This window comes from Methylobacterium oryzae (genome assembly GCF_021398735.1).
GTDB lineage: Bacteria > Pseudomonadota > Alphaproteobacteria > Rhizobiales > Beijerinckiaceae > Methylobacterium.
The window spans coordinates 3,064,885-3,084,993 of the sequence record NZ_CP090349.1; the positions used below are offsets into that span (position 1 = coordinate 3,064,885).

Genomic DNA, 20,109 nt, shown 5'->3' on the forward strand with positions numbered 1-20,109 from the left:
ATCGCAAGCCTTGGGCAAATATTAAATTCTGCATGCAAATAGCCGTATAGCGCGTCACGCACCAATCGCCGGTTGCATACATGATCTCAGTCATCGGTTGCTTTATCGGTGAACACAACCTGTGGCTGGTAGGCCTCGCGGCCCTGGTCTGCGCGCTGGCGAGCGGCACCGCGATCGAGCTCCTCACCCATGCCGGCCGGACCGGCGGCCGCGGCCGCTACGTCTGGGTCGCGGTGGCCGCCGCCGCCGGGGGATCGGGGATCTGGGCGACGCATTTCCTGGCGATGCTCGCCTTCGAGCCCGGGCTGCCGTCGGGCTACGGCGTCGGGCTGACGCTCCTCTCCTACGTGGACGCCATCGCGATCACCGGGCTCGGCTTCGCCCTGGCCGTCTCCGGCCGGGCGGTCCAGGCGGGCCTCGGCGGCGCCGTGGTCGGCGGCGGCATCGCGACGATGCACTACACCGGCATGGCCGCCTATCAGGTGGCGGGGCACCTCGCCTGGACCCCCGCGCTGGTCGTGGTCTCGGTCGGCCTCGGGGCGGGGCTCGGCGCCGCCGCCCTGGTGGTCGGCCTGTCGGCCACCACGTTCCGGGGCCGGTACGGCGGCGCCGCGCTGCTGATCCTGGCGATCTGCGGCCACCACTTCGCCGGCATGGGCGCGGTGACCCTGCATCCCGACCCCACCGTGGCGATCCCCTCGGGCGCGATCCGGAGCGGGTGGCTCGCCGCGGCCGTGGCGGTGGCGAGCTGCCTGATCCTGCTGCTCGCCGGCGCCGCCCTCGTGGTCGACCTGCGCGAGCGCCGCCGCGCCGATCTCGAGCGCGAGCGCCTGCGCAGCCTCGCCAACGCGGCCGTGGAGGGCCTCGTCGTCTGCCGCGGCGGCGAGATCGTCAGCGCCAACGAGGCCTTCGCCCGGCTCGCGGGCCTGGAGGCGGCCCTCCTGACGGGCCGGAGCCTCAGCGCCTACCTGCCGGACCTCGTGCCCGGCTCAGGGACGGCCGACCAGCCCCTGGAGACCGAACTCGTCCCGGCGGCGGGCGCCCCCATTCCCGTCGAGGTGATCATGCGCCCGGTCGCCGAGTACGGGCGCCTGCCGCACCACGCCGTGGCGGTGCGCGACCTGCGCGCGCGGCGCCGGGCCGAGAGCGAGATCCACTACCTCGCCCACCACGACGCGCTCACCGGCCTCGCCAACCGCACGAGCTTCCACGCCCGGCTCGAGCGCGCGATGCGCGCCGCGGACGCCCAGGGCGGCCGGCTCGCGGTGCTGTGCCTGGACCTCGACCGCTTCAAGGAGGTCAACGACCTGTTCGGGCACGCCGCCGGCGACGCGATGCTGCGCGACCTCGCGCTGCGGGTCGGCGGTCTCCTCGATCCCGAGCAGCTGATGGCGCGGCTCGGCGGCGACGAGTTCGCCATCCTGACGCCGCAGGCGGAGGGACAGGCGGAGCGGCTGGCCGAGCGGATCCTCGCCACCCTGGCGGCGGTTCCGGCCGCCTCCGGCCCGGTGATCGCCACCAGCATCGGCATCGCGGTCTATCCCGACGACGCCGCGGACCTGCGCGCGCTCCTGAGCCACGCCGACGCCGCCCTCTACCGGGCCAAGAGCGAGGGGCGCGGCACCTGCCGGCGCTACGACGCCAGCATGGGCGCCGAGATCCGCGACAGGCGCCAGCTCGAGCACGACCTCCGCCACGCGGTGGCGCGGGGCGAGCTGGAGCTCGTCTACCAGCCGCAGAGCCAGATCGAGTCCGGCACGGTCACGGGCTTCGAGGCGCTGCTGCGCTGGCACCATCCGGCCAGGGGCGGCATCTCGCCGGCCGTGTTCATCCCGATCGCCGAGGAAACCGGGGCGATCCTCGAGATCGGCGCCTGGGTGCTGCGGGAGGCCTGCCGGGCGGCGGCCGGCTGGCCGAACCCGCTGGCGATTGCCGTCAACGTCTCGGCGGTGCAGCTCCACAACCCGCACTTCGTCCCGTTCGTCCACGGGACCCTGTACGAATCCGGATTGCGGGCGGAGCGCCTGGAGATCGAGATCACCGAGACCGCGCTGATCCGGGATCCGGCCCGGGCGCTCCTCACCCTGCGCCAGCTCAAGGCCCTCGGCGTGCGGATCGCCATGGACGATTTCGGCACCGGCTACTCGTCGCTGTCGAACCTGCGCGCCTTCCCGTTCGACCGGATCAAGATCGACGGCTCGTTCATCAGGGCGGTCCACAGCAACCCGCAGGGGGCCGCGATCGTGCGCTCCGTCCTGGGGCTGGGGCGCGGCCTCGGGCTCGCCGTGGTGGCGGAGGGCGTGGAGACCGCCGAGGAGCTGTCCTTCCTGGCCGGCGAGCAGTGCCACCTCGCCCAGGGCTACCTGCTGGGTCGGCCGGCGCCGATCGCGCGCTTCGCGGCCCACACCCACGGCCACGGCCAAGGACAAGGACAAGGCCACGCTGTGCCGGCGGCCTCGGTGGCGTGACGCGGGTTGCGGGCCGGGGCCGGCGTCAGTCGGTCTCCCCGCGCAGCGGACGGGCCAGCAGGCCGGCGATCACGTCGTCGACGCTGGCGGTGCCCGCCACGATGGCGGCGACGGCCGCCGCCACCGGCATTTCGATGCCCCTGGCGGCGGCCAGCCCGGCCAGCGCCGCGGCCGTGAACGCCCCCTCGGCGAGCTTGCCGCCCGCGGCCTCGGCCGGGCTCGCCCCGGCGCCGAGGCGCTGGCCGAAGGCGAAGTTGCGCGATTGCGGCGAGGAGGCGGTGAGCACGAGGTCGCCGAGGCCGGAGAGCCCCATCAGCGTCTCGGGCCGGCCCCCGAAGGTGCGGGCGAAGCGCATCAGCTCGGCGAAGGCCCGGGCGATCAGCGCCGCCCGGGCGCTCTCGCCGAGCCCGCGCCCGGCCACGATCCCGCAGGCGATGGCGAGCACGTTCTTGCCGGCGCCGCCGATCTCGACGCCGCGCACGTCGTCGGTGTGGTAGAGGCGGAAGCTCGGTCCCGACAGCAGCGCGCTCAGGGCGGCGGCGAGGCCGGCATCGGCCGCCGCCAGGGTCACGGCCGTGGGCAGGCCGCGGGCGACGTCGATCGCGAAGCTCGGGCCGGACAGGACCGCCACGGGCGTTCCCGGCGGCAGGACCTGCTCGGCCACCGCGCTGAGGAAGCTGTCGCTGCCGCGCTCGATCCCCTTGGCGCAGAGGATGACCGGCCCGGCCGTCGCCAGGGGTCCGCGCAGGGATTCCAGCACGCCGCGCACGGTCTGGGCGGGCACGACCAGGAGCGTCGCCCGGGCACGGGCGAGGTCGGCGGCCTCGCCCGTCGCCCGGATCGCCGGGTGGAGCGGCACGCCCGGCAGGTAGCGCGGATTCTCCCGCTGGGCCTGCAGGGCGGCGGCGGCCCCCGCGTCGCGCAGCCAGAGGGTGACGGGATGGCCGGCCCCGGCGGCGGCGTTGGCCAGCGCCGTGCCCCAGGCCCCGCCGCCGACGACGTTGATCGGGGTCTCGGCGCTCATGCCGCTTCCTCCCTGTCGGCGCAGTCCAGCCGGTAGAGCACGTGGTCGCGCAGCGGCCCCTCCGGCACCGCCGGGTGCGGGAATGTCCCGGCCGCGCGCATGCCGAGGCGCTCCATCACGGCGCGGGAGCGGCCGTTGCCGGCCGCCGTGAAGGCCACGACGCTGCGGATCCCGCAGCGCTCCGCGAGGTCGGCGCGGGCGAGCCGCGCGGCGCGCGTGGCGAGGCCGCGGCCCCAGGAGTCGCGCGCGAGGCGCCAGGCCAGCTCGACCGTCGAACCGGGCCGGTCGCCGCCCGGGAAGGGCAGGGGCCGCAGGATCCGCATCGCGCCGGCGAAGCCGACGAACCGGCCCGCGTGTTCCAGGGCCCAGGGGCCGAACCCGTCCGCCACGAAGCGGCGGTCGAGGAGGCCGGCCTCGGCTTCGCTCTCCGTCGCGGTCCGGGTCCGGGGACAGTGGGCCATCACCGCCGGATCGGCGTTGAGCGCCGCGAACGGCGCCGCGTCCTCCGGGCGCCAGCGGCGCAGGGTCAGGTCGCCGTCGCGGAGAGCCGCGGGCACCGGCGCGAGGGCGATCTTGCCGCGCCACGCGAGCGAGCGGCGGTTGAGGAGGGCGAGATCCGCGCGCCCCGCGAGCACCGCCTCGCCGAGCGCGATCGCCAGCTCCAGCTGCGCGAGGGGCATGGTGGCGTGGGCGGGCGGGCGGACATGGTCGCGCCAGGCACCGCCGCAGGCGTGGTCCAGGAGGATGCGGGCGAAGCAATGGTCGAGCCGCACCGGCCAGCCCGGCCGGGCGGCCCCGGGCAGGCGGCGCTCCACCAGGTCCCGCCAGTGGGCGCGCCGGTCCGCCGCGCTCATCCGGCCGGGACCGCCGCGCGGGCCGGGGCGGCCGCCAGCGGCCAGCGGGGCCGCGCCGGGGCGGTGAGGTCGTCCACCAGCCCGAGGCGCAGGCGCTCCAGCCCGGCCCAGGCGATCATCGCGCCGTTGTCGCCGCAGAGGGGCAGGGGCGGGGCCACGAAGCTCAGGCCCGCCTCGCCCGCGAGGGACGCGAGCGCCCGCCGGACGGCGCCGTTGGCCGCCACGCCCCCCGCCGCCACCAGGGCGGTCGGGCGTCCGGCGACGTCCGAGAAGGCGCGCAGGGCGACCCGGGCGCGGTCCACCACCACGTCGACCACGGCGGCCTGGAAGCTCGCGCAGAGATCGGCGACGTCGCGCTCGGCGAGCGGAGCGATCCGCTCGGCCTCGATCCGCACGGCGGTCTTGAGGCCCGAGAGGGAGAAGTCGGCCTCGCGGCGGCCGAGCATCGGCCGGGGCAGGGCGAAGCGCTCGGGATCGCCGGCCTCGGCCACGCGCTCGACCTCGGGGCCGCCGGGATAGCCGAGGCCCAGGAGCTTGGCGACCTTGTCGAAGGCCTCGCCGATGGCGTCGTCGACGGTGGAGCCGAGGCGCACGTAGTCGCCGACGCCGCGCACGGCGACGAGCTGGGTGTGGCCGCCCGAGACCAGGAGCAGCAGGTAGGGAAAGGCGATGCCGTCGGTGAGCCGCGCCGTGAGGGCGTGGGCCTCCAGGTGGTTGACGGCGAGCAGGGGCTTGCGGGTCACGAGCGCCAGGGTCTTGGCGGTGACGAGGCCGACCAGCACGCCGCCGATCAGCCCGGGCCCGGCCGCCACCGCGATGCCGTCGAGGTCCCGGAAGCCGGTCCCGGCCCGGTCGAGGGCGCGGGCGATCAGCCGGTCGAGCACCTCGACATGGGCGCGGGCAGCGATCTCCGGCACGACGCCGCCGTAGGCCGCGTGCTCGGCGATCTGACTGAGCACCTCGTTGGCGCGGATCTGAGCGCCACCCTCCTCGTCGACCGACACCACCGCGGCGGCGGTCTCATCGCAGGTGGTCTCGATGCCGAGCACGGTCTTCTGCACGCGCGGAACTCCTTGGTCCGGGCTCATCCTATCCGGCGGCGGCGGCGGCGCGAAGGCGGCCGGCCCCCGCCCGGGCCCGGAGCGTGGTGAATGGGCGCCGCCCTCCGTCCAGGAGGTCGGCGCGCGAGCCGTCGTCAGTCGACGGCGACCATGACGTCGGAGGCCTTGATCACCGCGTAGGCGGGACCGCCGGCGACGAGCTTGAGGGCCTCGACGGCCTCGTTGGTGATCGAGGCGGTGACCACCTGGCCGGGGCTGATCTCGATCCTCACGTGGGAGGTGGTCGCCCCCTTCTCCACCGAGACGACCGTACCCTTGAGAACGTTGCGCGCGCTGATCTTCATGGTCTTCTGCCAATCTCCACGAGCGGCACCGGAACGGGCCGCGGGGCGGCCCCGGGCCGGTCTCCTACAGCATGGCGGAGCCCGGCGCGACCGCCTCAGCGCGGATCGGCCCCGGGCGCGCCGGGCTCGTCCTCGGGGACCGGCGCGGCGCCCCAGGCGGCGAGCGCGGCGTTGAGGTCTTCGAGGACGAAGTGCCGGGCGCTGTCCCGGTCGTAGCCTTCCGCGAGGATTTCGTCGTAATCCGTGAAGACGTGGCGCGCGTAGGCCACGAGGGCGAGGCGGGCCGCCGTCTCGGGGGCGGCCCGGCGGAGGCCGGGGCTCGCCAGCGCCCGGTCGAGGGCGGCCTCCGCCTCGAAATCCGGCAGGCGCGGGGCGAGGCGGGCCAGGGCCGCGGCGACGGCCTCCCGGCGGTTCAGGGGCGGACCGGCGCTCACCGGGGATCTGCCGTCGGCATGATTTTAAAGGTGTGATCGGGTAGGATCGCCGCCAGATGAGGCGGGGCCGGCACAGGATCCTCCGCCGGGGAGATCACGTCCATGGCAATTCTTCGTCCCGCGCTGCTTCTCGGCCTCCTGCTCGGGGCGACGCCGGCGCTGGCCCAGAGCCCGGCTCCGGGCGCGGGCCCCGGCCCCGCCGCCCCGGCCGGCCCCATCGTGGGCGGCCGCCGGGTCACCCCCATGAGCCAGACCAAGCCGACGGGCAACGCCGCGGCCACCGGACTGCCGCAGCCCGTGAGCCAGGCCGAGATGATCAAGGCTCAGAAGGCCGCCGAGGCCCGCTCGAAGGCCTGGGACAGCAAGATGCGGCACACGATGGGCTCGATCTGCCACGGCTGCTGAGGCCCGCGCCCCGTCCCGGGTGCCGGAGGCCGGCCTTCGGGACTGAGGTATCGAAACGCGAAGGGGCCGCCCGAACGGGCAGCCCCTCCATCGGTCGCCGGGGCGACAGGATCAGCGGGAGTAGAACTCGATGACGAGGTTCGGCTCCATCTGCACCGGGTAGGGCACCTCGGACAGGCTGGGGATGCGGGTGACGCGGGCGGTCATCTTGGCGTGGTCGGCCTCGATGTAGTCCGGCACGTCGCGCTCGGAGAGCTGCGTCGCCACGATGACGATCTCGAGCTGGCGGGACGACTCCTTGACCTCGATGAGGTCGCCGGCCTTCACCTGGTAGCTCGGGATGTTGACGCGGACGCCGTTCACCTTGACGTGGCCGTGGTTGACGAACTGGCGCGCGGCGAACGGGGTGGCGACGAACTTCGCCCGGTAGACCACGGCGTCGAGGCGGCGCTCGAGCAGGCCGACGAGGTTCTCGCCGGAATCGCCGCGCAGGCGGATCGCCTCGGCGTAGTAGCGGCGGAACTGCTTCTCGGTGATGTTGCCGTAGTAGCCCTTGAGCTTCTGCTTGGCGCGCAGCTGCGTGCCGAAGTCGCTCATCTTGCCCTTGCGGCGCTGGCCGTGCTGGCCGGGGCCGTACTCGCGGCGGTTGACGGGGCTCTTCGGGCGGCCCCAGATGTTCTGGCCCATGCGGCGGTCGAGCTTGTGCTTCGCCTGAATCCGCTTCGACATATCTTCCGCGTCCTCTCGTGACGAGAATGAGGAACGCGCCCTCCTTTTCCCGGCCCTTCGCGGTCCGGGACGACAGGGCGGGAGGATCCCGCCCACGGGTGCGCGTGAAAACGCGACGGGGCCCCGTGCGGAGCCCCATCGACGGGCGGGTCTTTAGGGGACGGACGCGCCGCGGTCAACCGTGAGAGGTCAGATGAACGAGTCAGTCGCGCTCCGGCGCGGTGCGCCCGCGGACGCGGACGCGATCCGGGCGCTGGTGGAGGCGGCCTACACGAAGTGGATCCCGGTGATCGGCCGCCTGCCGATCCCCATGCGGGCGGACTACGCGCAGGCTCTGCGGGACCACCGCTTCGACCTGCTGGTGGCCGGCCCGGATCTCGCCGGCCTGATCGAGACGCGGACCGAGGCCGATCACCTTCTGGTCGTCAACGTCGCGGTGCATCCGGCCTTCCAGGGCCGGGGCTTCGGCAGCCGGCTGATGGGACGCGCCGACGCGGTCGCGGGCGAGGCCGGGCTGACGCGACTGCGCCTCTACACCAACAAGAAGTACACGGCGAACCTGCGCCTCTACGGGGCACTCGGCTACCGGGTGGAGCGGGAGGAGCTCTACGACGGACCGGGCCGGACCCGCGACGACGACGTCACCGTGCACATGGTGAAGGACCTGGTTTGAGGAATCGGCGCCGGCCCTGCCGCCATCGCGCCCGCAGCGAAGCGACCCGGAGTCGCGCGCCGCCGTCGAGCGTGGCGCCTCTGGGTCGCTTCGCTCCCCGCGCAGAGACGGCACGTCTGCCGGCTCCCCTCAGGTCACCACGCTCGGCTCAGGCCTTCCGGTGCGCGGCGCGATCTCGGCGATCGCGCGGGCTGCGGCGGCCACCGGGGCCAGCACCTCGGCCACGGCCAAGTCGAGCCGGTCCGGCGCGTTCTCGTAGCGCTCCAGGTAGACCCGCAGCGTCGCCCCGGCGGTGCCGGTGCCCGAGAGCCGGAACACCGCCCGCGCGTCCTCGGCGAAGCCGATCCGGATGCCCTGGCGCTCGGTGAGCGAGCCGTCGACCGGGTCGCGGTAGGCGAACTCGTCGGCCGTCGACACCGTGAGGTCGCCGATCCGCGTGCCCGGCAGCCCGGCGAGCTTCTCGCGGAGCGCGTCCATCAGGCCGTTGGCGGCGTCGGAATCGACCTCCTCGTAATCGTGGCGGGCGTAGTAGTCGCGCCCGTAGGCGCGCCAATGCGCTCGCACCAGCGCGTCGGCGCGCTCGCCGGTGGCGGCCAGGATGTTGAGCCAGAGCAGCACCGCCCAGAGCCCGTCCTTCTCGCGCACGTGGTTCGAGCCGGTGCCGGCGCTCTCCTCGCCGCACAGGGTGATGAGGCCCGCATCCAGCAGGTTTCCGAAGAACTTCCAGCCGGTGGGTGTCTCGTAGGCCTCGATGCCGAGGGCGGCGGCGACCCGGTCGGCGGCGCGGCTGGTGGGCATGGACCGCGCGACACCGGCGAGCCCGCCGGCGTAGCCCGGCGCCCGGTGGGCGTGGGCGGCGAGCAGGGCGAGGCTGTCGCTCGGCGTCACGAACAGGCCCGGCGCCACGATCATGTTGCGGTCGCCGTCGCCGTCCGAGGCCGCGCCGAAATCCGGCGCGTCCGGGCCCTGCATCAGGTCGAACAGGTCGTGGCAGTGGACCGGGTTCGGGTCCGGGTGGTGGCCGCCGAAATCCTCCTTCGGCACGGCGTTGACCACCGTGCCGGCGGAGGCGCCGAGCATCCCTTCGAGGATCGCCGTCGCGTACGGCCCCGTCACCGCGCTCATAGCGTCGAAGCGCATGCGGAAGCCGGAGGCGAACAGCCGCGACACCGCGTCGAAGTCGATGAGCGTGCGCATCAGCTCGGCGTAATCGGCCACCGGGTCGATCACCGTGACCGTCATGGCGCCGAGGCGGGTGTCGCCGAGCGTGTCGAGGTCGAGGTCCGGGGCCTCGACGAGGCGGTACTCTGTCAGCGCCTTGGCCCGCGCGAAGATCGCGTCGGTGACGGATTCCGGTGCCGGGCCGCCGTTGGCGGCGTTGAACTTGATGCCGAAATCGCCCTCCGGGCCGCCTGGGTTGTGGCTCGCCGAGAGGACGATGCCGCCGAGCGCCTTGGCCTTCCGGATCACGCAGGAGGCGGCCGGCGTCGAGAGAAGGCCGCCCTGCCCGACCAGGACCCGGCCGAAGCCGTTTCCGGCGGCCAGTCGCAGCGTCTTCTGCACCACCTCGCGGTTGAGGAACCGGCCGTCCCCGCCGAGCACCAGGGTGGCGCCCGCCCTGTCGGGCAGGGTGTCGAAGATCGCCTGGACGAAGTTCTCGACGTAGTTCGGCTGCCGGAACACCGGCACCTTCTTGCGCAGGCCGGAGGTGCCCGGCTTCTGGTCGGGGAAGGGCGTGGTCGCGACGGTGGTCGGGGTCGTCATAAGCGGGCGTCTCCCGGGCTCTCCCGCCTCAATGCCCGCGCGGAGGCGCGGCGTCACCAGCCCCGGCGACAGGGGCGGGCTTTTATCACGCGGTTTCGCCGGATCGGGCGACGGAACCCGCCGCCTGTCCGCCGCCGGCCGCCCCGGAGCGTTGCGCCCGCCGGCACCCGCCGGTTCAATCGCCCGAGCCGCCGGACAAGGCGGACCGGAGGAAACCATGGCGGACAGACCGATGCGGACAGATCCGAACGGGGCACGACCGGGCCGGGGCCTGGCCCGGCGCGAGCTGGTCGGGGCGCTCGCCGCCGGGGCGGCGGTCGCGGCCGCGGCGGCCCCTGCCGTCGCGGCTCCCGCGGCCCGGCTGGCCACGGAAGAGTTCCGCCTCCCCTGGAGCGAGCCGGGCGTCGACATCTACGTGCGCAACAAGCGCCCGGCCGGCACCGACACGTTCCCGGGCGACCGGATCCTGCTCTACGTGCACGGCTCGACCTACCCGTCCTCTACGGCCTTCGACCTGCCGCTCGGCGGGATGTCGGCCATGGACTACCTCGCGGGCCTCGGCTTCGACGTCTACTGCGTGGACCTGCCGGGCTACGGCCTGTCGGGGCGCCCGGCCGCCATGGACGCGCCGCCGGACGACAACCCGCCGCTGATGCGCACGCCCGACGCCGCCAAGGTGGTGGGGCAGGTCGTCGACTTCATCAAGAAGCGGCGCGGCGTCGAGAAGATCGACCTGATGGGCTGGTCCTGGGGGACCTCCACCATGGGGCTCTACACCAGCACCCACAACGACAGCGTCAACCGCCTCGTCCTCTACGCGCCGCAATGGCTCGCGCGCACGCCGGGCCTGATCGGCGGCGGTGGCAAGGTCGGGGCCTACCGCACCGTCAGCCGGGACAGCGCCCGGGCCCGCTGGCTGACCGGGGTGCCCGAGGACAAGAAGGCCGACCTGATCCCGGCGGGCTGGTTCGACCAGTGGGCCGACGCGACCTTCGCGACCGACGCGGACGGGGCGAAGCGGTCGCCGCCGGTCCTGCGCGCGCCGAACGGCACGGTCGCCGACAAGGACGCCTACTGGGCGGCCGGCAAGCCGCTCTACGACCCGGGCGAGATCCGCGTGCCGGTGCTGATCATCCACGCCGAGTGGGACGCCGACCTGCCGAGCTACCAGGCCCAGGAATACTTCGCCAAGCTCACCCACGCCCCCTACAAGCGCTTCGTCGAGCTGGGGGAGGGCACCCACACGGTGATGATGGAGAAGAACCGCATGCAGTTCCTCCACGCCGTCGGGGCGTTCCTCACGGAGGCGGACCCGCAGGCGCTGAACTGAGGCGCCTCGGCAATGAGGTCCGCGGCGGCCAGCTTGGCCGCCGCGGGAGGCGCGTCCTACTCCGCCGCCTGCCGGGCCGCGTAGCCCAGCCGCTCGTTCAGCGCGCGGATCAGCTTGGCTGCCGCCTCGGCGATCACCGTGCCGGGCGGGAAGATCGCCGCCGCGCCGGCCGCCGTCAGCGCCTCGTAGTCGCCCGGCGGGATGACGCCGCCGATGGCGATCATCACGTCGTCGCGGCCCTGCTCGGTGAGCGCCGCCTTCAGCTCCGGCACCAGCGTCAGGTGGCCGGCCGCCAGCGACGAGACGCCGACGATGTGGACGTCGTTCTCCACCGCCTGCCGGGCGGCCTCCGCCGGCGTGGCGAAGAGCGGCCCGATATCCACGTCGAAGCCGAGATCCGCGAAGGCCGAGGCGATCACCTTCTGGCCGCGGTCGTGACCGTCCTGGCCCATCTTGGCGACCAGGATGCGCGGCCGGCGGCCGTCGTTCTCCTCGAACGCCTCGACCAGCGCCCGGACTTCCTCGACCACTGGCGACATGCCCCCCACCTCACGCTTGTAGACGCCGGAGATCGAGCGGATCTCGGCGCGGTGCCGGCCCCAGGCCTTCTCCAGGGCCTCGGAAATCTCACCCACCGTCGCCTTGGCGCGGGCGGCCTCGACGGCGAGTTCGAGCAGGTTGCCGGCACCGTCGGCGGCCTTCGTGAGCGCCTCGAGCCGGGCCGTCACGGCGGCCTCGTCGCGCTCGTCGCGCAGGCGCTTGAGCTTGTCGATCTGGAGCCGGCGGACATTGCCGTTGTCGACCCGCAGCAGCTCGATCGCCATCTCGTCGTCGGCGCGGAACTTGTTGATGCCCACGATGGTCTGCCGGCCGGAATCGATCCGCGCCTGGGCGCGGGCGGCGGCCTCCTCGATGCGGAGCTTCGGGATGCCGGCCTCGATCGCCTTGGCCATGCCACCGAGCCCGTCGACCTCGCGGATGTGCTCCCAGGCGCGGGCGACCATGTCGGCGGTGAGCTTCTCCACGTAGTAGGAGCCGCCCCAAGGATCGACGATCCGGGTGGTGCCGCTCTCCTGCTGCAGGAACAACTGGGTGTTGCGGGCGATCCGGGCCGAGAAGTCGGTGGGCAGCGCCAGCGCCTCGTCCAGCGCGTTGGTGTGGAGCGACTGCGTGCCGCCCTGCGTCGCCGCCATCGCCTCGATGTTGGTGCGGGTGACGTTGTTGAACACGTCCTGGGCGGTGAGCGACCAGCCCGACGTCTGCGAGTGGGTGCGCAGGGCGAGCGACTTCTCCGACTTCGGATCGAACCCCTTCACGAGCTTCGCCCAGATCAGGCGCGCGGCCCGCATCTTGGCGACCTCCATGAAGAAGTTGGTCGAGATCGCCCAGAAGAACGACAGGCGCGGGGCGAACTGGTCGATGGTCAGCCCGGCCGCCAGCCCGGCCTTGATGTACTCGACGCCGTCGGCGAGCGTGTAGGCGAGCTCCAGGTCGTTCGTGGCGCCCGCCTCCTGCATGTGGTAGCCGGAGATCGAGATCGAATTGAACTTCGGCATGTTCTTCGACGTGTAGGCGAAGATATCGGAGATGATCCGCATCGATCCCTTGGGGGGATAGATGTAGGTGTTACGGACCATGAACTCCTTGAGGATGTCGTTCTGGATCGTGCCCGCGAGCTTCTGCGGCGGCACGCCCTGCTCCTCGGCGGCGACGATGTAAAGGGCGAGGATCGGCAGCACCGCGCCGTTCATCGTCATCGACACAGTCATCTCGTCCAGCGGGATGCCGGAGAACAGTGTGCGCATGTCGTAGATCGAGTCGATCGCCACGCCCGCCATGCCGACATCGCCCGAGACGCGGGGATGGTCGGAATCGTAGCCGCGGTGGGTGGCGAGATCGAAGGCGACCGACAGGCCCTTCTGCCCGGCCGCGAGGTTGCGGCGGTAGAAGGCGTTCGAATCCTCGGCCGTGGAGAAGCCGGCATATTGCCGGATCGTCCAGGGCTGGGTGACGTACATGGTCGGGTAGGGGCCGCGCAGGAACGGCGCGATCCCCGGATAGGTGTCGAGGAACTCGATGCCCTCCCGGTCCTCCGGCCCGTAGCGGCCCTTCACCGGGATGCCCTCCGGCGTCATCCAGGGCTCGCCGAGCGCCGGGGCCGACACCGCGAGCGATTCGCCTGAGAACGGGACTTCGGCGAAGTTCGGGATGCGGGAGGTCATGGCGTTGACTCGTTGTGGCGTTTGTCACGCCATTATAGGGACCCGCTCGGAGCGGGCTACTCCCCTATCGGTCAAGCCTCGCGCGGAGGCCGCGCGGCGCCGGCGCCCCGGCAGGCCTCAGCGGACCTCGACGTCCCGGTCCCCCGGGCCGCGCCGCAGCAGGTAGATCACGGCGCCGGCGAGCATCAGCGCCATCCCGTACCACGTGATCGCGTAGACGAGGTGGTTGTTGGGGAAGGCGATCACCGTGAGGCCGCCCACCGGCAGGCCGCCCGGATTGGGTGTCGCGTCCGCGTCCACGAAGTAGGGGGCGACGTCGGTCAGGTCCCGGGCGGCGGCGATCGCTGCCACGTCGCGGGAATACCAGCGGCCGTCCTTCGGATCGTTGGCGCGCAGGAACGCCCCCCCGGGCTCGGTCAGCCGCAGGAGGCCGGTCACCGCGGTCTCGCCGGCGACCTGCCCGGCCGCCCGGGTCGCCGGGTCCCGACGGTCGCCGGGCACGAAGCCGCGATTGACCAGCACGACGGTCCCGTCCGGCCGCCGCAGGGGCGTCAGCACCCAGAAGCCGCCGCCCAGCTCGGTGACGGCCTGAACCAGGGTCTCGCGATCGTGCAGGAAGGTGCCGGAGAGCCGGACATGCCGGTAGGCGTCGTCGGGGCCGACGCGCGGCCACGCGGCGGCGCCGGGCGCCGGCACGGGCGGCGCGTGGACCCGGGCATCGACCCGGGCGATCAGGTCGAGCTTCCAGGCCCGCCGCTCCACCTGCCAGGTCCCGAGCCCCAGCAGCACCAGGAAGACGAGGCCCGCGCCGGCGCCGAACACGGCGCGCCGCAGCAACGAGAGCGGGGCCGGGGAGGGGCCCGGATCGGACCCCCCTCCCGACCCCGCGGGTCTCGAAACCGAACGCGCGCTCAGCGGGCGTTCTTCATGACGTCGTGGGCATCCATCGGCATCATGTTGTGGTTGAGGTGGTACATGACCCACACCGAGCCGGCGAGCATGATCACCACCAGCGTGATGGTGAAGATCAGTGCCATGAAGGTCCAGCCGCCCTCCGACTTCGTGCTCATGTGCAGGAAGTAGATGACGTGCACGACCATCTGGACGCCGCCGAGCGCCAGGATCACCAGGGTGGTGACGAGGCTGTTGTCGAGCACGTTGCCCATCACCAGCCAGAACGGGATCACCGTCAGGATCACCGACAGGACGAAGCCCGTCATGTAGCTCTGGAAGGTGCCGTGCCCGCCCTCGCTGTGGGCGTCGTGGTGGCCGTGCCCGGCGGCGGCGTTGTGAACGTCGGCGCTCATTCGAGCACTCCCATCAGGTAGACGACGGTGAAGACGCCGATCCAGATCAGGTCGAGGAAGTGCCAGAACATCGACAGGCACATCAGCCGGCGCTTGTTCTCGACGATCAGGCCGCGCTTGCTCACCTGCACCATCAGCACGACGAGCCACAGGATGCCCATCGAGACGTGCAGGCCGTGCGTCCCGACCAGGGTGTAGAACGAGGACAGGAACGCGCTGCGCCAGGGCGGCGCGCCCTCGTGGAACAGGTGAACGAACTCGCGGATCTCCAGGGCCACGAAGGCGACGCCGAACAGGCCGGTGATGGCGAGCCAGATCTGCGTCTGCTTCACCCGGTCCCGGTCCATCTCCAGCATGGCGAAGCCGTAGGTGATGGACGAGAACAGCAGCATGGCGGTGTTCACCGCGATGCCCGGCAGGTCGAACAGCTCCTTCGGGGTGGGGCCGGCCGCGTAGCTGCGCCCGAGCACCCCGTAGGTCGCGAACAGGGTCGCGAAGATGAGGCAATCGCTCATCAGGTAGAGCCAGAACCCGAGCATGGTCGAGCCCTCGGAATGATGGCCCTCCTCGTCGGTCTGGTAGAAGACCGGCGCCGCGGCGCCGGGGGGTGCAGTCTCCGCGTGCATCATCGGATCACGCCATCTCCAGTTCGCGCGTCCGCTGACCTTCCGTCCGACTGACGACGTCGGCGGGAATGTAGTAGTCGCGATTGTAATTAAAGGTGTGGGCGATCGCCACGACGAAGATCGCCACGAAGCTGAGGATCGCCAGCCACCAGACGTACCAGACCATGGCGATGCCGAAGGTGAAGTTCAGCGCCGCCAGGATCGCGCCGGCCGCGGTGTTCTTGGGCATGTGGATCGGCCGGTAGCCCTTGAGCGGGCGGTCGAAGCCGCGGTTCTTCATGTCCCACCACGCGTCGGAATCGTGGACCACCGGCGTGAAGGCGAAGTTGTAGTCCGGCGGCGGCGAGGAGGTGGACCATTCCAGCGTCCGGCCGCCCCACGGGTCGCCGCTGAGGTCGCGCAGCTTGTCGCGGTTCCGGATCGAGACCACGAACATGATGATCTGCGAGGCGATGCCGCAGGCGATCAGCGCCGCGCCGAAGGCCGCGATCACGAACCAGATCTGCAGCGACGGGTCGTCGAAGTGCTGCATGCGCCGGGTCACGCCCATCAGGCCGAGCACGTAGAGCGGCATGAAGGCGACGTAGAACCCGGTCACCCAGAACACGAGGGCCATCTTCCCCCAGAACTCGTCGAGCTTGAAGCCGAAGGCCTTGGGAAACCAGAAGGTCACGCCGGCGAACATGCCGAACAGCACGCCGCCGATGATCACGTTGTGGAAGTGCGCGATCAGGAACAGCGAGTTGTGCAGGACGAAGTCCGCCGGGGGCACAGCGAGCAGGACGCCGGTCATGCCGCCGATCACGAAGGTGACGATGAACGCCACCACCCACAGCATCGGCACCTCGAACCGGATCCGGCCGCGGTACATCGTGAACATCCAGTTGAAGATCTTCGCGCCCGTCGGGATCGAGATGATCATGGTCGTGATCCCGAAGAACGAGTTCACGTCCGCGCCCGAGCCCATCGTGAAGAAGTGGTGCAGCCACACGAGGTAGGCGAGGATGGTGATCACCACCAGCGCGTAGACCATCGAGGTGTAGCCGAACAGGCGCTTGCCGCAGAAGGTCGAGGTGATCTCCGAGAACACGCCGAAAGCCGGCAGGATCAGGATGTAGACCTCCGGGTGACCCCAGATCCAGATCAGGTTGAAGTACAGCATGGCGTTGCCGCCGAGGTCGTTCGTGAAGAAGTGCGTGCCGACGTAGCGGTCGAGCGACAGCATCGCGAGAACGGCCGTGAGGATCGGGAAGGCGGCCACGATCAGGATGTTGGTGCACAGCGACGACCAGACGAAGATCGGCAGCTTCATCATGGTCATGCCGGGCGCCCGCATCTTCACGATGGTGGCGATCAGGTTGATCCCTGAGAGCAGCGTCCCGATGCCGGCGATCTGCAGGGCCCAGATGTAGTAGTCGACGCCCACGCCCGGGCTCATCGCCGCCCCGGAGAGGGGCGGGTAGGCCAGCCAGGTGGCGCGGGAGAACTCGCCGACGAAGAGCGAGACCATCACCAGCATGCCGCCGGCGACCGTCATCCAGAAACTGAAATTGTTCAGGAACGGGAAGGCGACGTCGCGGGCGCCGATCTGCAGCGGCACGGCGAAGTTCATGAGCCCCGTGACGAACGGCATCGCCACGAAGAAGATCATGATCATACCGTGGGCGGTGAAGATCTGGTCGTAGTGGTGCGGCGGCAGGAAGCCCTGCTGGTCGCCGAACGCGACCGCCTGCTGCGAGCGCATCAGGATCGCGTCGGCGAAGCCGCGCAGCAGCATGATGCCCGCGAAGATGCAGTACATGATGCCGATCTTCTTGTGGTCGATCGACGTGATCCAGTCACGCCACATCGGCCCCCAGAAGCGGTAGTAGGTGATGACGCCGAGCACGGTGAGGCCGACGACGGCCACGCCGGCGAACGTCCCCTGCAGGATCGGCTCGTGATAGGGGATCTGCTCGATCGTGAATCGCCCGACGAGCAGCTGCTGTAGGTCCAGGTTTGCGAACATGGGATCGGCCCGTTCAGTGGGTTCGACGGCGACCGCCGGTTGTGTGTGTGGAGTCCGCTGTCAGCACGCGCGGCCTCACTGGTTCAGCTGCTTCGGGGCGATCTGGATGCCCCCGCTCCGACCCCCGCCGGAGCCCTGGCCCGTGGCGTCGGGCGGCGTCGTCTGGCCCCGGACGTCCGGGTTGCCCATGTCGGGTCGCGGCTGCATGCCCTGCGGCTGCGTCTGGCCGTGCGGCGCCGTTCCGGAGGCCGGCGCCGTCGCGCCCGGCCCCTCGACGCCGCGCTCGGCGAGCCGGTTGTCGTACCGGAGACGCGCGTAGTTCTCCGCGGCCTCCGTGCCGGTGGCGCCGCCCTGCGCGTCGATCTTCGCCATCTCTCCGACGCACATCTGGTCGGGCCGGGGGCACATGCCGATGATCCGGTCGTACAGGCCCTTCATGTAGGACTTGTAGAACCGCGCCGGCTCGGCCTCGCTCGGCTCCTCCAGCTTCAGGTAGGCCTCCTGGGTCAGCTCGCCGCCCTCGGCCTTGGCCTTGGCGATCCACTGGTCGAACTTGTCGGTGGTCAGGCCGTGGAACTTGAAGAACATGTTGGAGAAGCCGGCGCCGCTGTAATGCGCCGAGCGGCCCTCGTAGGCGCCCTCGCGGTTGATCACCGCGTGGAGCTGGGTCTGCATGCCCGGCATCGCGTAGACCATGCCGGCGAGCGTAGGCACGTAGAACGTGTTCATCACATCGGTGGCGGTGATCTTGAAGCGGATCGGCCGGTCCACCGGCGCGGCCAGCTCGTTGACCGTGGCGATCCCGTATTGCGGGTAGAGGAAGAGCCACTTCCAATCCATGGCCACGGCCTCGACCTCGAGCGGCACCGTCCCGGCCGGGACGTCGCGCTTCGGGTCGATCTTGCTGAGCGGCCGGAACGGATCGAGGGTGTGGGTCCCGATCCACGTGAGGGCGCCCAGGGCGATGATGATCATCAGCGGCGCCGTCCAGATCAGCACCTCGAGCTGCGTCGAGTGGTGCCATTCGGGATCGTAGACCGCGTCCTGGTTGCTGGCGCGGTAGCGCCACGCGAAGATCAGCGTGAAGGCGATCACCGGGACGATGATCAGGAGCATCAGCCCGGTCGCCGCCAGCACGAGGTTGCGCTGCTGCTCGGCGACGTAGCCGGCCGGGTGCAGGACCACGAAGTTGCAGCCGCCGAGCAGGGTCAGGAGCGGCAGGGCGAGGAGCGGCAGGAGGCGCCGAGCGCGACCGCCTCGGCGGGTCGCGGTGTCGGTCCTGTCCGGTCGATGGATCGTGGATGTCACAGCACGCGTCTCGTCATCCCAGGCCGCTGCCGCGGCACTTCTGCCATGCCGCTGCCGCGGCGCTTCTGCCGTACCGCGCGAGGCGGCGTTCCAGTCAGCTCACGGGCGGGCCGGGCGGCCTGCGCCGCCGGCCGCCGACTCACATCTGGCGCAGTTCCGACCGGTCGGTGAACAGGGCCACGAGGCTGCAGACCGCGCCGGAGAGGAGGTAGACGCCGATCATCGCCAGGCCGTAGCGCTGCGACAGGAACAGGGCCACCAGGGGCGCGAAACCGGCCCCGATCAGCCACGCGAAGTCGGAGGTCAGCGCCGCGCCGGTGTAGCGGTAGCGGTTGCCGAGGCGGGCGCTCACCGCTCCCGCGGTCTGGCCGTAGGCGAGGCCGAGCAGCATGAAGCCGATCGTGACGTAGATGGTCTGGCCGATGGCGCTCTCGCCGAACAGGAGCGGCGCGATGATGCTGCCGACGGCGAAGAAGCCGATCAGCGAGCTGCTCATGATCAGGCAGTTGCGGCGGCCGATCTGGTCGGCGATCAGCCCCGAGGCCGCCACCGCGCCGGCGCACACGATCGCGCCGGAGAACTGCACGATCAGGAACTCGCCCGGCGAGCGGGTCGTGCTGTTCAGCGCGAGCCACGCGATCGGGAAGATCGTCACGAGGTGGAACAGCGCGAAGGCGGCGAGCGGCACGAAGGCGCCGCGGACCACGTCGCCGGCGTGGTGGCGGAACAGCTCCAGGGCCGGGACCGGGCGCAGCCGGTCGAGGTCCATCATCCGGGCGAACTCGTCGGTGGCGACGAGGCGCAGCCGGGCGAACAGCGCGACCACGTTGATGGTGAAGGCGCAGTAGAACGGGAAGCGCCAGCCCCAGTCGATGAAATCGGCCTCGTCGAGATTGACGATGAAGAACGCGAACAGGGCGCTCGCCACCATGAAGCCCAAAGGCGCGCCGAGCTGCGGGATCATCGCGTACCAGCCGCGGCGCTCCCGCGGGGCGTTCATGGCGAGCAGCGAGGCGAGGCCGTCCCAGGCGCCGCCGAGGGCGAGGCCCTGCAGGATCCGCAGGCCGGCCAGGATGTATACCGCCGAGATGCCGATGCTGTCGTAGCGCGGCAGGAAGCTCACCGCCGCCGTCGACCCGCCGAGCAGGAACAGGGCCGTGGTCAGCTTGACGCTGCGGCCGTGGCGCCGGTCGATCGCCATGAACAGCACGGTGCCGAGCGGCCGGGCGATGAAGGCGAGGGCGAAGATCGAGAAGGCGTAGAGGGTGCCCTTCAGCGGGTCGACGAAGGGGAAATACACCTTCGGGAAGACCAGCACGCAGGCGATGCCGAACACGAAGAAGTCGAAGTATTCGGACGCGCGTCCGATCACCACGCCGATAGCGATCTCGTTGGGGTGGACCTTGTGGTCTCCCATCGCCTGCTGGGCGTCGCGCTCCAGGCCCGCGACCGTAGGGGTGTTCGCACTCATCTCTGATTGTCGCCCTCGCCGCGCGCCCGTGGGGACGCCTTGGCCGGAACTGCCTCTTGCGGCATGTCCAGAGGTACCGCA

Annotated in this window: 18 protein-coding genes; 4 read left to right on the forward strand and 14 right to left on the reverse strand. The window is 71.5% G+C overall.

What is annotated here, in order from left to right; genetic code table 11:
* Nucleotides 1–80 precede the first annotated feature (80 nt).
* Nucleotides 81–2,468 carry an EAL domain-containing protein gene (locus tag LXM90_RS14695; protein WP_234080749.1) on the forward strand — a complete coding sequence of 796 codons (2,388 nt, stop codon included), beginning with the start codon at nucleotides 81–83 and terminating at the stop codon, nucleotides 2,466–2,468.
* A 25-nt stretch (nucleotides 2,469–2,493) separates the two neighbouring features.
* On the opposite strand, the gene LXM90_RS14700 is transcribed toward LXM90_RS14695, so the two are convergent.
* From LXM90_RS14700 to LXM90_RS14720, 5 genes are all read right to left on the reverse strand, one after another.
* Nucleotides 2,494–3,492: an NAD(P)H-dependent glycerol-3-phosphate dehydrogenase gene (locus LXM90_RS14700; RefSeq protein ID WP_020093222.1), complete on the reverse strand. Its 999-nt coding sequence runs from the start codon at nucleotides 3,490–3,492 to the stop codon at nucleotides 2,494–2,496.
* Nucleotides 3,489–4,346, reverse strand: coding sequence for a GNAT family N-acetyltransferase (locus LXM90_RS14705; RefSeq protein WP_020093223.1), 858 nt, complete (start codon nucleotides 4,344–4,346; stop codon nucleotides 3,489–3,491). Before LXM90_RS14705 ends, LXM90_RS14700 begins: the two co-directional genes overlap by 4 nt.
* Nucleotides 4,343–5,407, reverse strand: a complete 1,065-nt coding sequence (gene tsaD, locus LXM90_RS14710; RefSeq protein ID WP_091978264.1) for a tRNA (adenosine(37)-N6)-threonylcarbamoyltransferase complex transferase subunit TsaD — start codon at nucleotides 5,405–5,407, stop codon at nucleotides 4,343–4,345. The genes LXM90_RS14705 and tsaD overlap by 4 nt, the downstream gene beginning before the upstream one ends.
* Before the next feature lie 134 nt (nucleotides 5,408–5,541).
* Nucleotides 5,542–5,751: a TOBE domain-containing protein gene (locus LXM90_RS14715; RefSeq protein WP_020093225.1), complete on the reverse strand. Its 210-nt coding sequence runs from the start codon at nucleotides 5,749–5,751 to the stop codon at nucleotides 5,542–5,544.
* A gap of 95 nt (nucleotides 5,752–5,846) precedes the next feature.
* Entirely contained in the window at nucleotides 5,847–6,185 is a 339-nt protein-coding gene (locus tag LXM90_RS14720) for a DUF2293 domain-containing protein (protein WP_020093226.1), read from the reverse strand.
* 102 nt (nucleotides 6,186–6,287) lie between these two features.
* On the opposite strand from LXM90_RS14720, the gene LXM90_RS14725 reads away from it, so the two are divergent.
* The gene (locus LXM90_RS14725; RefSeq protein ID WP_020093227.1) at nucleotides 6,288–6,590 is read left to right on the forward strand and encodes a hypothetical protein; all 303 of its coding nucleotides are present in this window, start codon (nucleotides 6,288–6,290) and stop codon (nucleotides 6,588–6,590) included.
* Nucleotides 6,591–6,701: 111 nt separating this feature from the next.
* Here the strand turns inward: LXM90_RS14725 and rpsD are convergent, their stop codons facing one another.
* Nucleotides 6,702–7,319, reverse strand: coding sequence for a 30S ribosomal protein S4 (gene rpsD, locus LXM90_RS14730; RefSeq protein WP_010686187.1), 618 nt, complete (start codon nucleotides 7,317–7,319; stop codon nucleotides 6,702–6,704).
* A 193-nt stretch (nucleotides 7,320–7,512) separates the two neighbouring features.
* Between rpsD and LXM90_RS14735 the strand changes: the two genes are divergently transcribed.
* Nucleotides 7,513–7,992, forward strand: coding sequence for a GNAT family N-acetyltransferase (locus LXM90_RS14735; protein ID WP_020093228.1), 480 nt, complete (start codon nucleotides 7,513–7,515; stop codon nucleotides 7,990–7,992).
* 129 nt (nucleotides 7,993–8,121) lie between these two features.
* Here LXM90_RS14735 and LXM90_RS14740 read toward each other — a convergent pair whose 3' ends face one another.
* Nucleotides 8,122–9,756, reverse strand: coding sequence for an alpha-D-glucose phosphate-specific phosphoglucomutase (locus LXM90_RS14740; protein ID WP_020093229.1), 1,635 nt, complete (start codon nucleotides 9,754–9,756; stop codon nucleotides 8,122–8,124).
* A 217-nt stretch (nucleotides 9,757–9,973) separates the two neighbouring features.
* Here LXM90_RS14740 and LXM90_RS14745 point away from each other — a divergent pair, with 217 nt between their 5' ends.
* Nucleotides 9,974–11,086, forward strand: coding sequence for an alpha/beta hydrolase (locus tag LXM90_RS14745; RefSeq protein ID WP_049961816.1), 1,113 nt, complete (start codon nucleotides 9,974–9,976; stop codon nucleotides 11,084–11,086).
* Between the two features lie 56 nt (nucleotides 11,087–11,142).
* On the opposite strand, the gene scpA is transcribed toward LXM90_RS14745, so the two are convergent.
* From scpA to LXM90_RS14780, 7 genes are all read right to left on the reverse strand, one after another.
* Nucleotides 11,143–13,308 carry a methylmalonyl-CoA mutase gene (gene scpA / locus LXM90_RS14750; protein WP_020093231.1) on the reverse strand — a complete coding sequence of 722 codons (2,166 nt, stop codon included), beginning with the start codon at nucleotides 13,306–13,308 and terminating at the stop codon, nucleotides 11,143–11,145.
* Nucleotides 13,309–13,425: 117 nt separating this feature from the next.
* Nucleotides 13,426–14,145 (reverse strand): SURF1 family protein, encoded by a 720-nt coding sequence (locus tag LXM90_RS14755; RefSeq protein WP_020093232.1) that lies wholly within the window; start codon nucleotides 14,143–14,145, stop codon nucleotides 13,426–13,428.
* 74 nt (nucleotides 14,146–14,219) lie between these two features.
* On the reverse strand, nucleotides 14,220–14,615 hold the full coding sequence (gene cyoD / locus LXM90_RS14760; protein WP_020093233.1) for a cytochrome o ubiquinol oxidase subunit IV: 396 nt from the start codon (nucleotides 14,613–14,615) through the stop codon (nucleotides 14,220–14,222).
* Nucleotides 14,612–15,244, reverse strand: a complete 633-nt coding sequence (gene cyoC, locus LXM90_RS14765; protein WP_020093234.1) for a cytochrome o ubiquinol oxidase subunit III — start codon at nucleotides 15,242–15,244, stop codon at nucleotides 14,612–14,614. Before cyoC ends, cyoD begins: the two co-directional genes overlap by 4 nt.
* 4 nt (nucleotides 15,245–15,248) lie before the next feature.
* Nucleotides 15,249–17,249, reverse strand: coding sequence for a cytochrome o ubiquinol oxidase subunit I (gene cyoB / locus LXM90_RS14770; RefSeq protein WP_020093235.1), 2,001 nt, complete (start codon nucleotides 17,247–17,249; stop codon nucleotides 15,249–15,251).
* Between the two features lie 75 nt (nucleotides 17,250–17,324).
* Nucleotides 17,325–18,557, reverse strand: a complete 1,233-nt coding sequence (cyoA, locus tag LXM90_RS14775; RefSeq protein WP_020093236.1) for a ubiquinol oxidase subunit II — start codon at nucleotides 18,555–18,557, stop codon at nucleotides 17,325–17,327.
* Nucleotides 18,558–18,696: 139 nt separating this feature from the next.
* A complete protein-coding gene (locus LXM90_RS14780) occupies nucleotides 18,697–20,028 on the reverse strand; it encodes an MFS transporter (RefSeq protein WP_020093237.1) in 1,332 nt (443 codons plus the stop codon).
* Between the last annotated feature and the right edge of the window lie 81 nt (nucleotides 20,029–20,109).

Coding starts and splice junctions, on each gene's coding strand:
- LXM90_RS14745 (WP_049961816.1), top strand. CDS start 9,974: ATGGCGGACAGACCGATGCGGACAGATCCGAACGGGGCACGACCGGGC.
- LXM90_RS14715 (WP_020093225.1), bottom strand. CDS start 5,751: ATGAAGATCAGCGCGCGCAACGTTCTCAAGGGTACGGTCGTCTCGGTG.
- LXM90_RS14780 (WP_020093237.1), bottom strand. CDS start 20,028: ATGAGTGCGAACACCCCTACGGTCGCGGGCCTGGAGCGCGACGCCCAG.
- cyoC (WP_020093234.1), bottom strand. CDS start 15,244: ATGATGCACGCGGAGACTGCACCCCCCGGCGCCGCGGCGCCGGTCTTC.
- LXM90_RS14740 (WP_020093229.1), bottom strand. CDS start 9,756: ATGACGACCCCGACCACCGTCGCGACCACGCCCTTCCCCGACCAGAAG.
- cyoD (WP_020093233.1), bottom strand. CDS start 14,615: ATGAGCGCCGACGTTCACAACGCCGCCGCCGGGCACGGCCACCACGAC.
- cyoB (WP_020093235.1), bottom strand. CDS start 17,249: ATGTTCGCAAACCTGGACCTACAGCAGCTGCTCGTCGGGCGATTCACG.
- LXM90_RS14725 (WP_020093227.1), top strand. CDS start 6,288: ATGGCAATTCTTCGTCCCGCGCTGCTTCTCGGCCTCCTGCTCGGGGCG.
- scpA (WP_020093231.1), bottom strand. CDS start 13,308: ATGACCTCCCGCATCCCGAACTTCGCCGAAGTCCCGTTCTCAGGCGAA.
- LXM90_RS14705 (WP_020093223.1), bottom strand. CDS start 4,346: ATGAGCGCGGCGGACCGGCGCGCCCACTGGCGGGACCTGGTGGAGCGC.
- rpsD (WP_010686187.1), bottom strand. CDS start 7,319: ATGTCGAAGCGGATTCAGGCGAAGCACAAGCTCGACCGCCGCATGGGC.
- LXM90_RS14735 (WP_020093228.1), top strand. CDS start 7,513: ATGAACGAGTCAGTCGCGCTCCGGCGCGGTGCGCCCGCGGACGCGGAC.
- LXM90_RS14695 (WP_234080749.1), top strand. CDS start 81: ATGATCTCAGTCATCGGTTGCTTTATCGGTGAACACAACCTGTGGCTG.
- LXM90_RS14700 (WP_020093222.1), bottom strand. CDS start 3,492: ATGAGCGCCGAGACCCCGATCAACGTCGTCGGCGGCGGGGCCTGGGGC.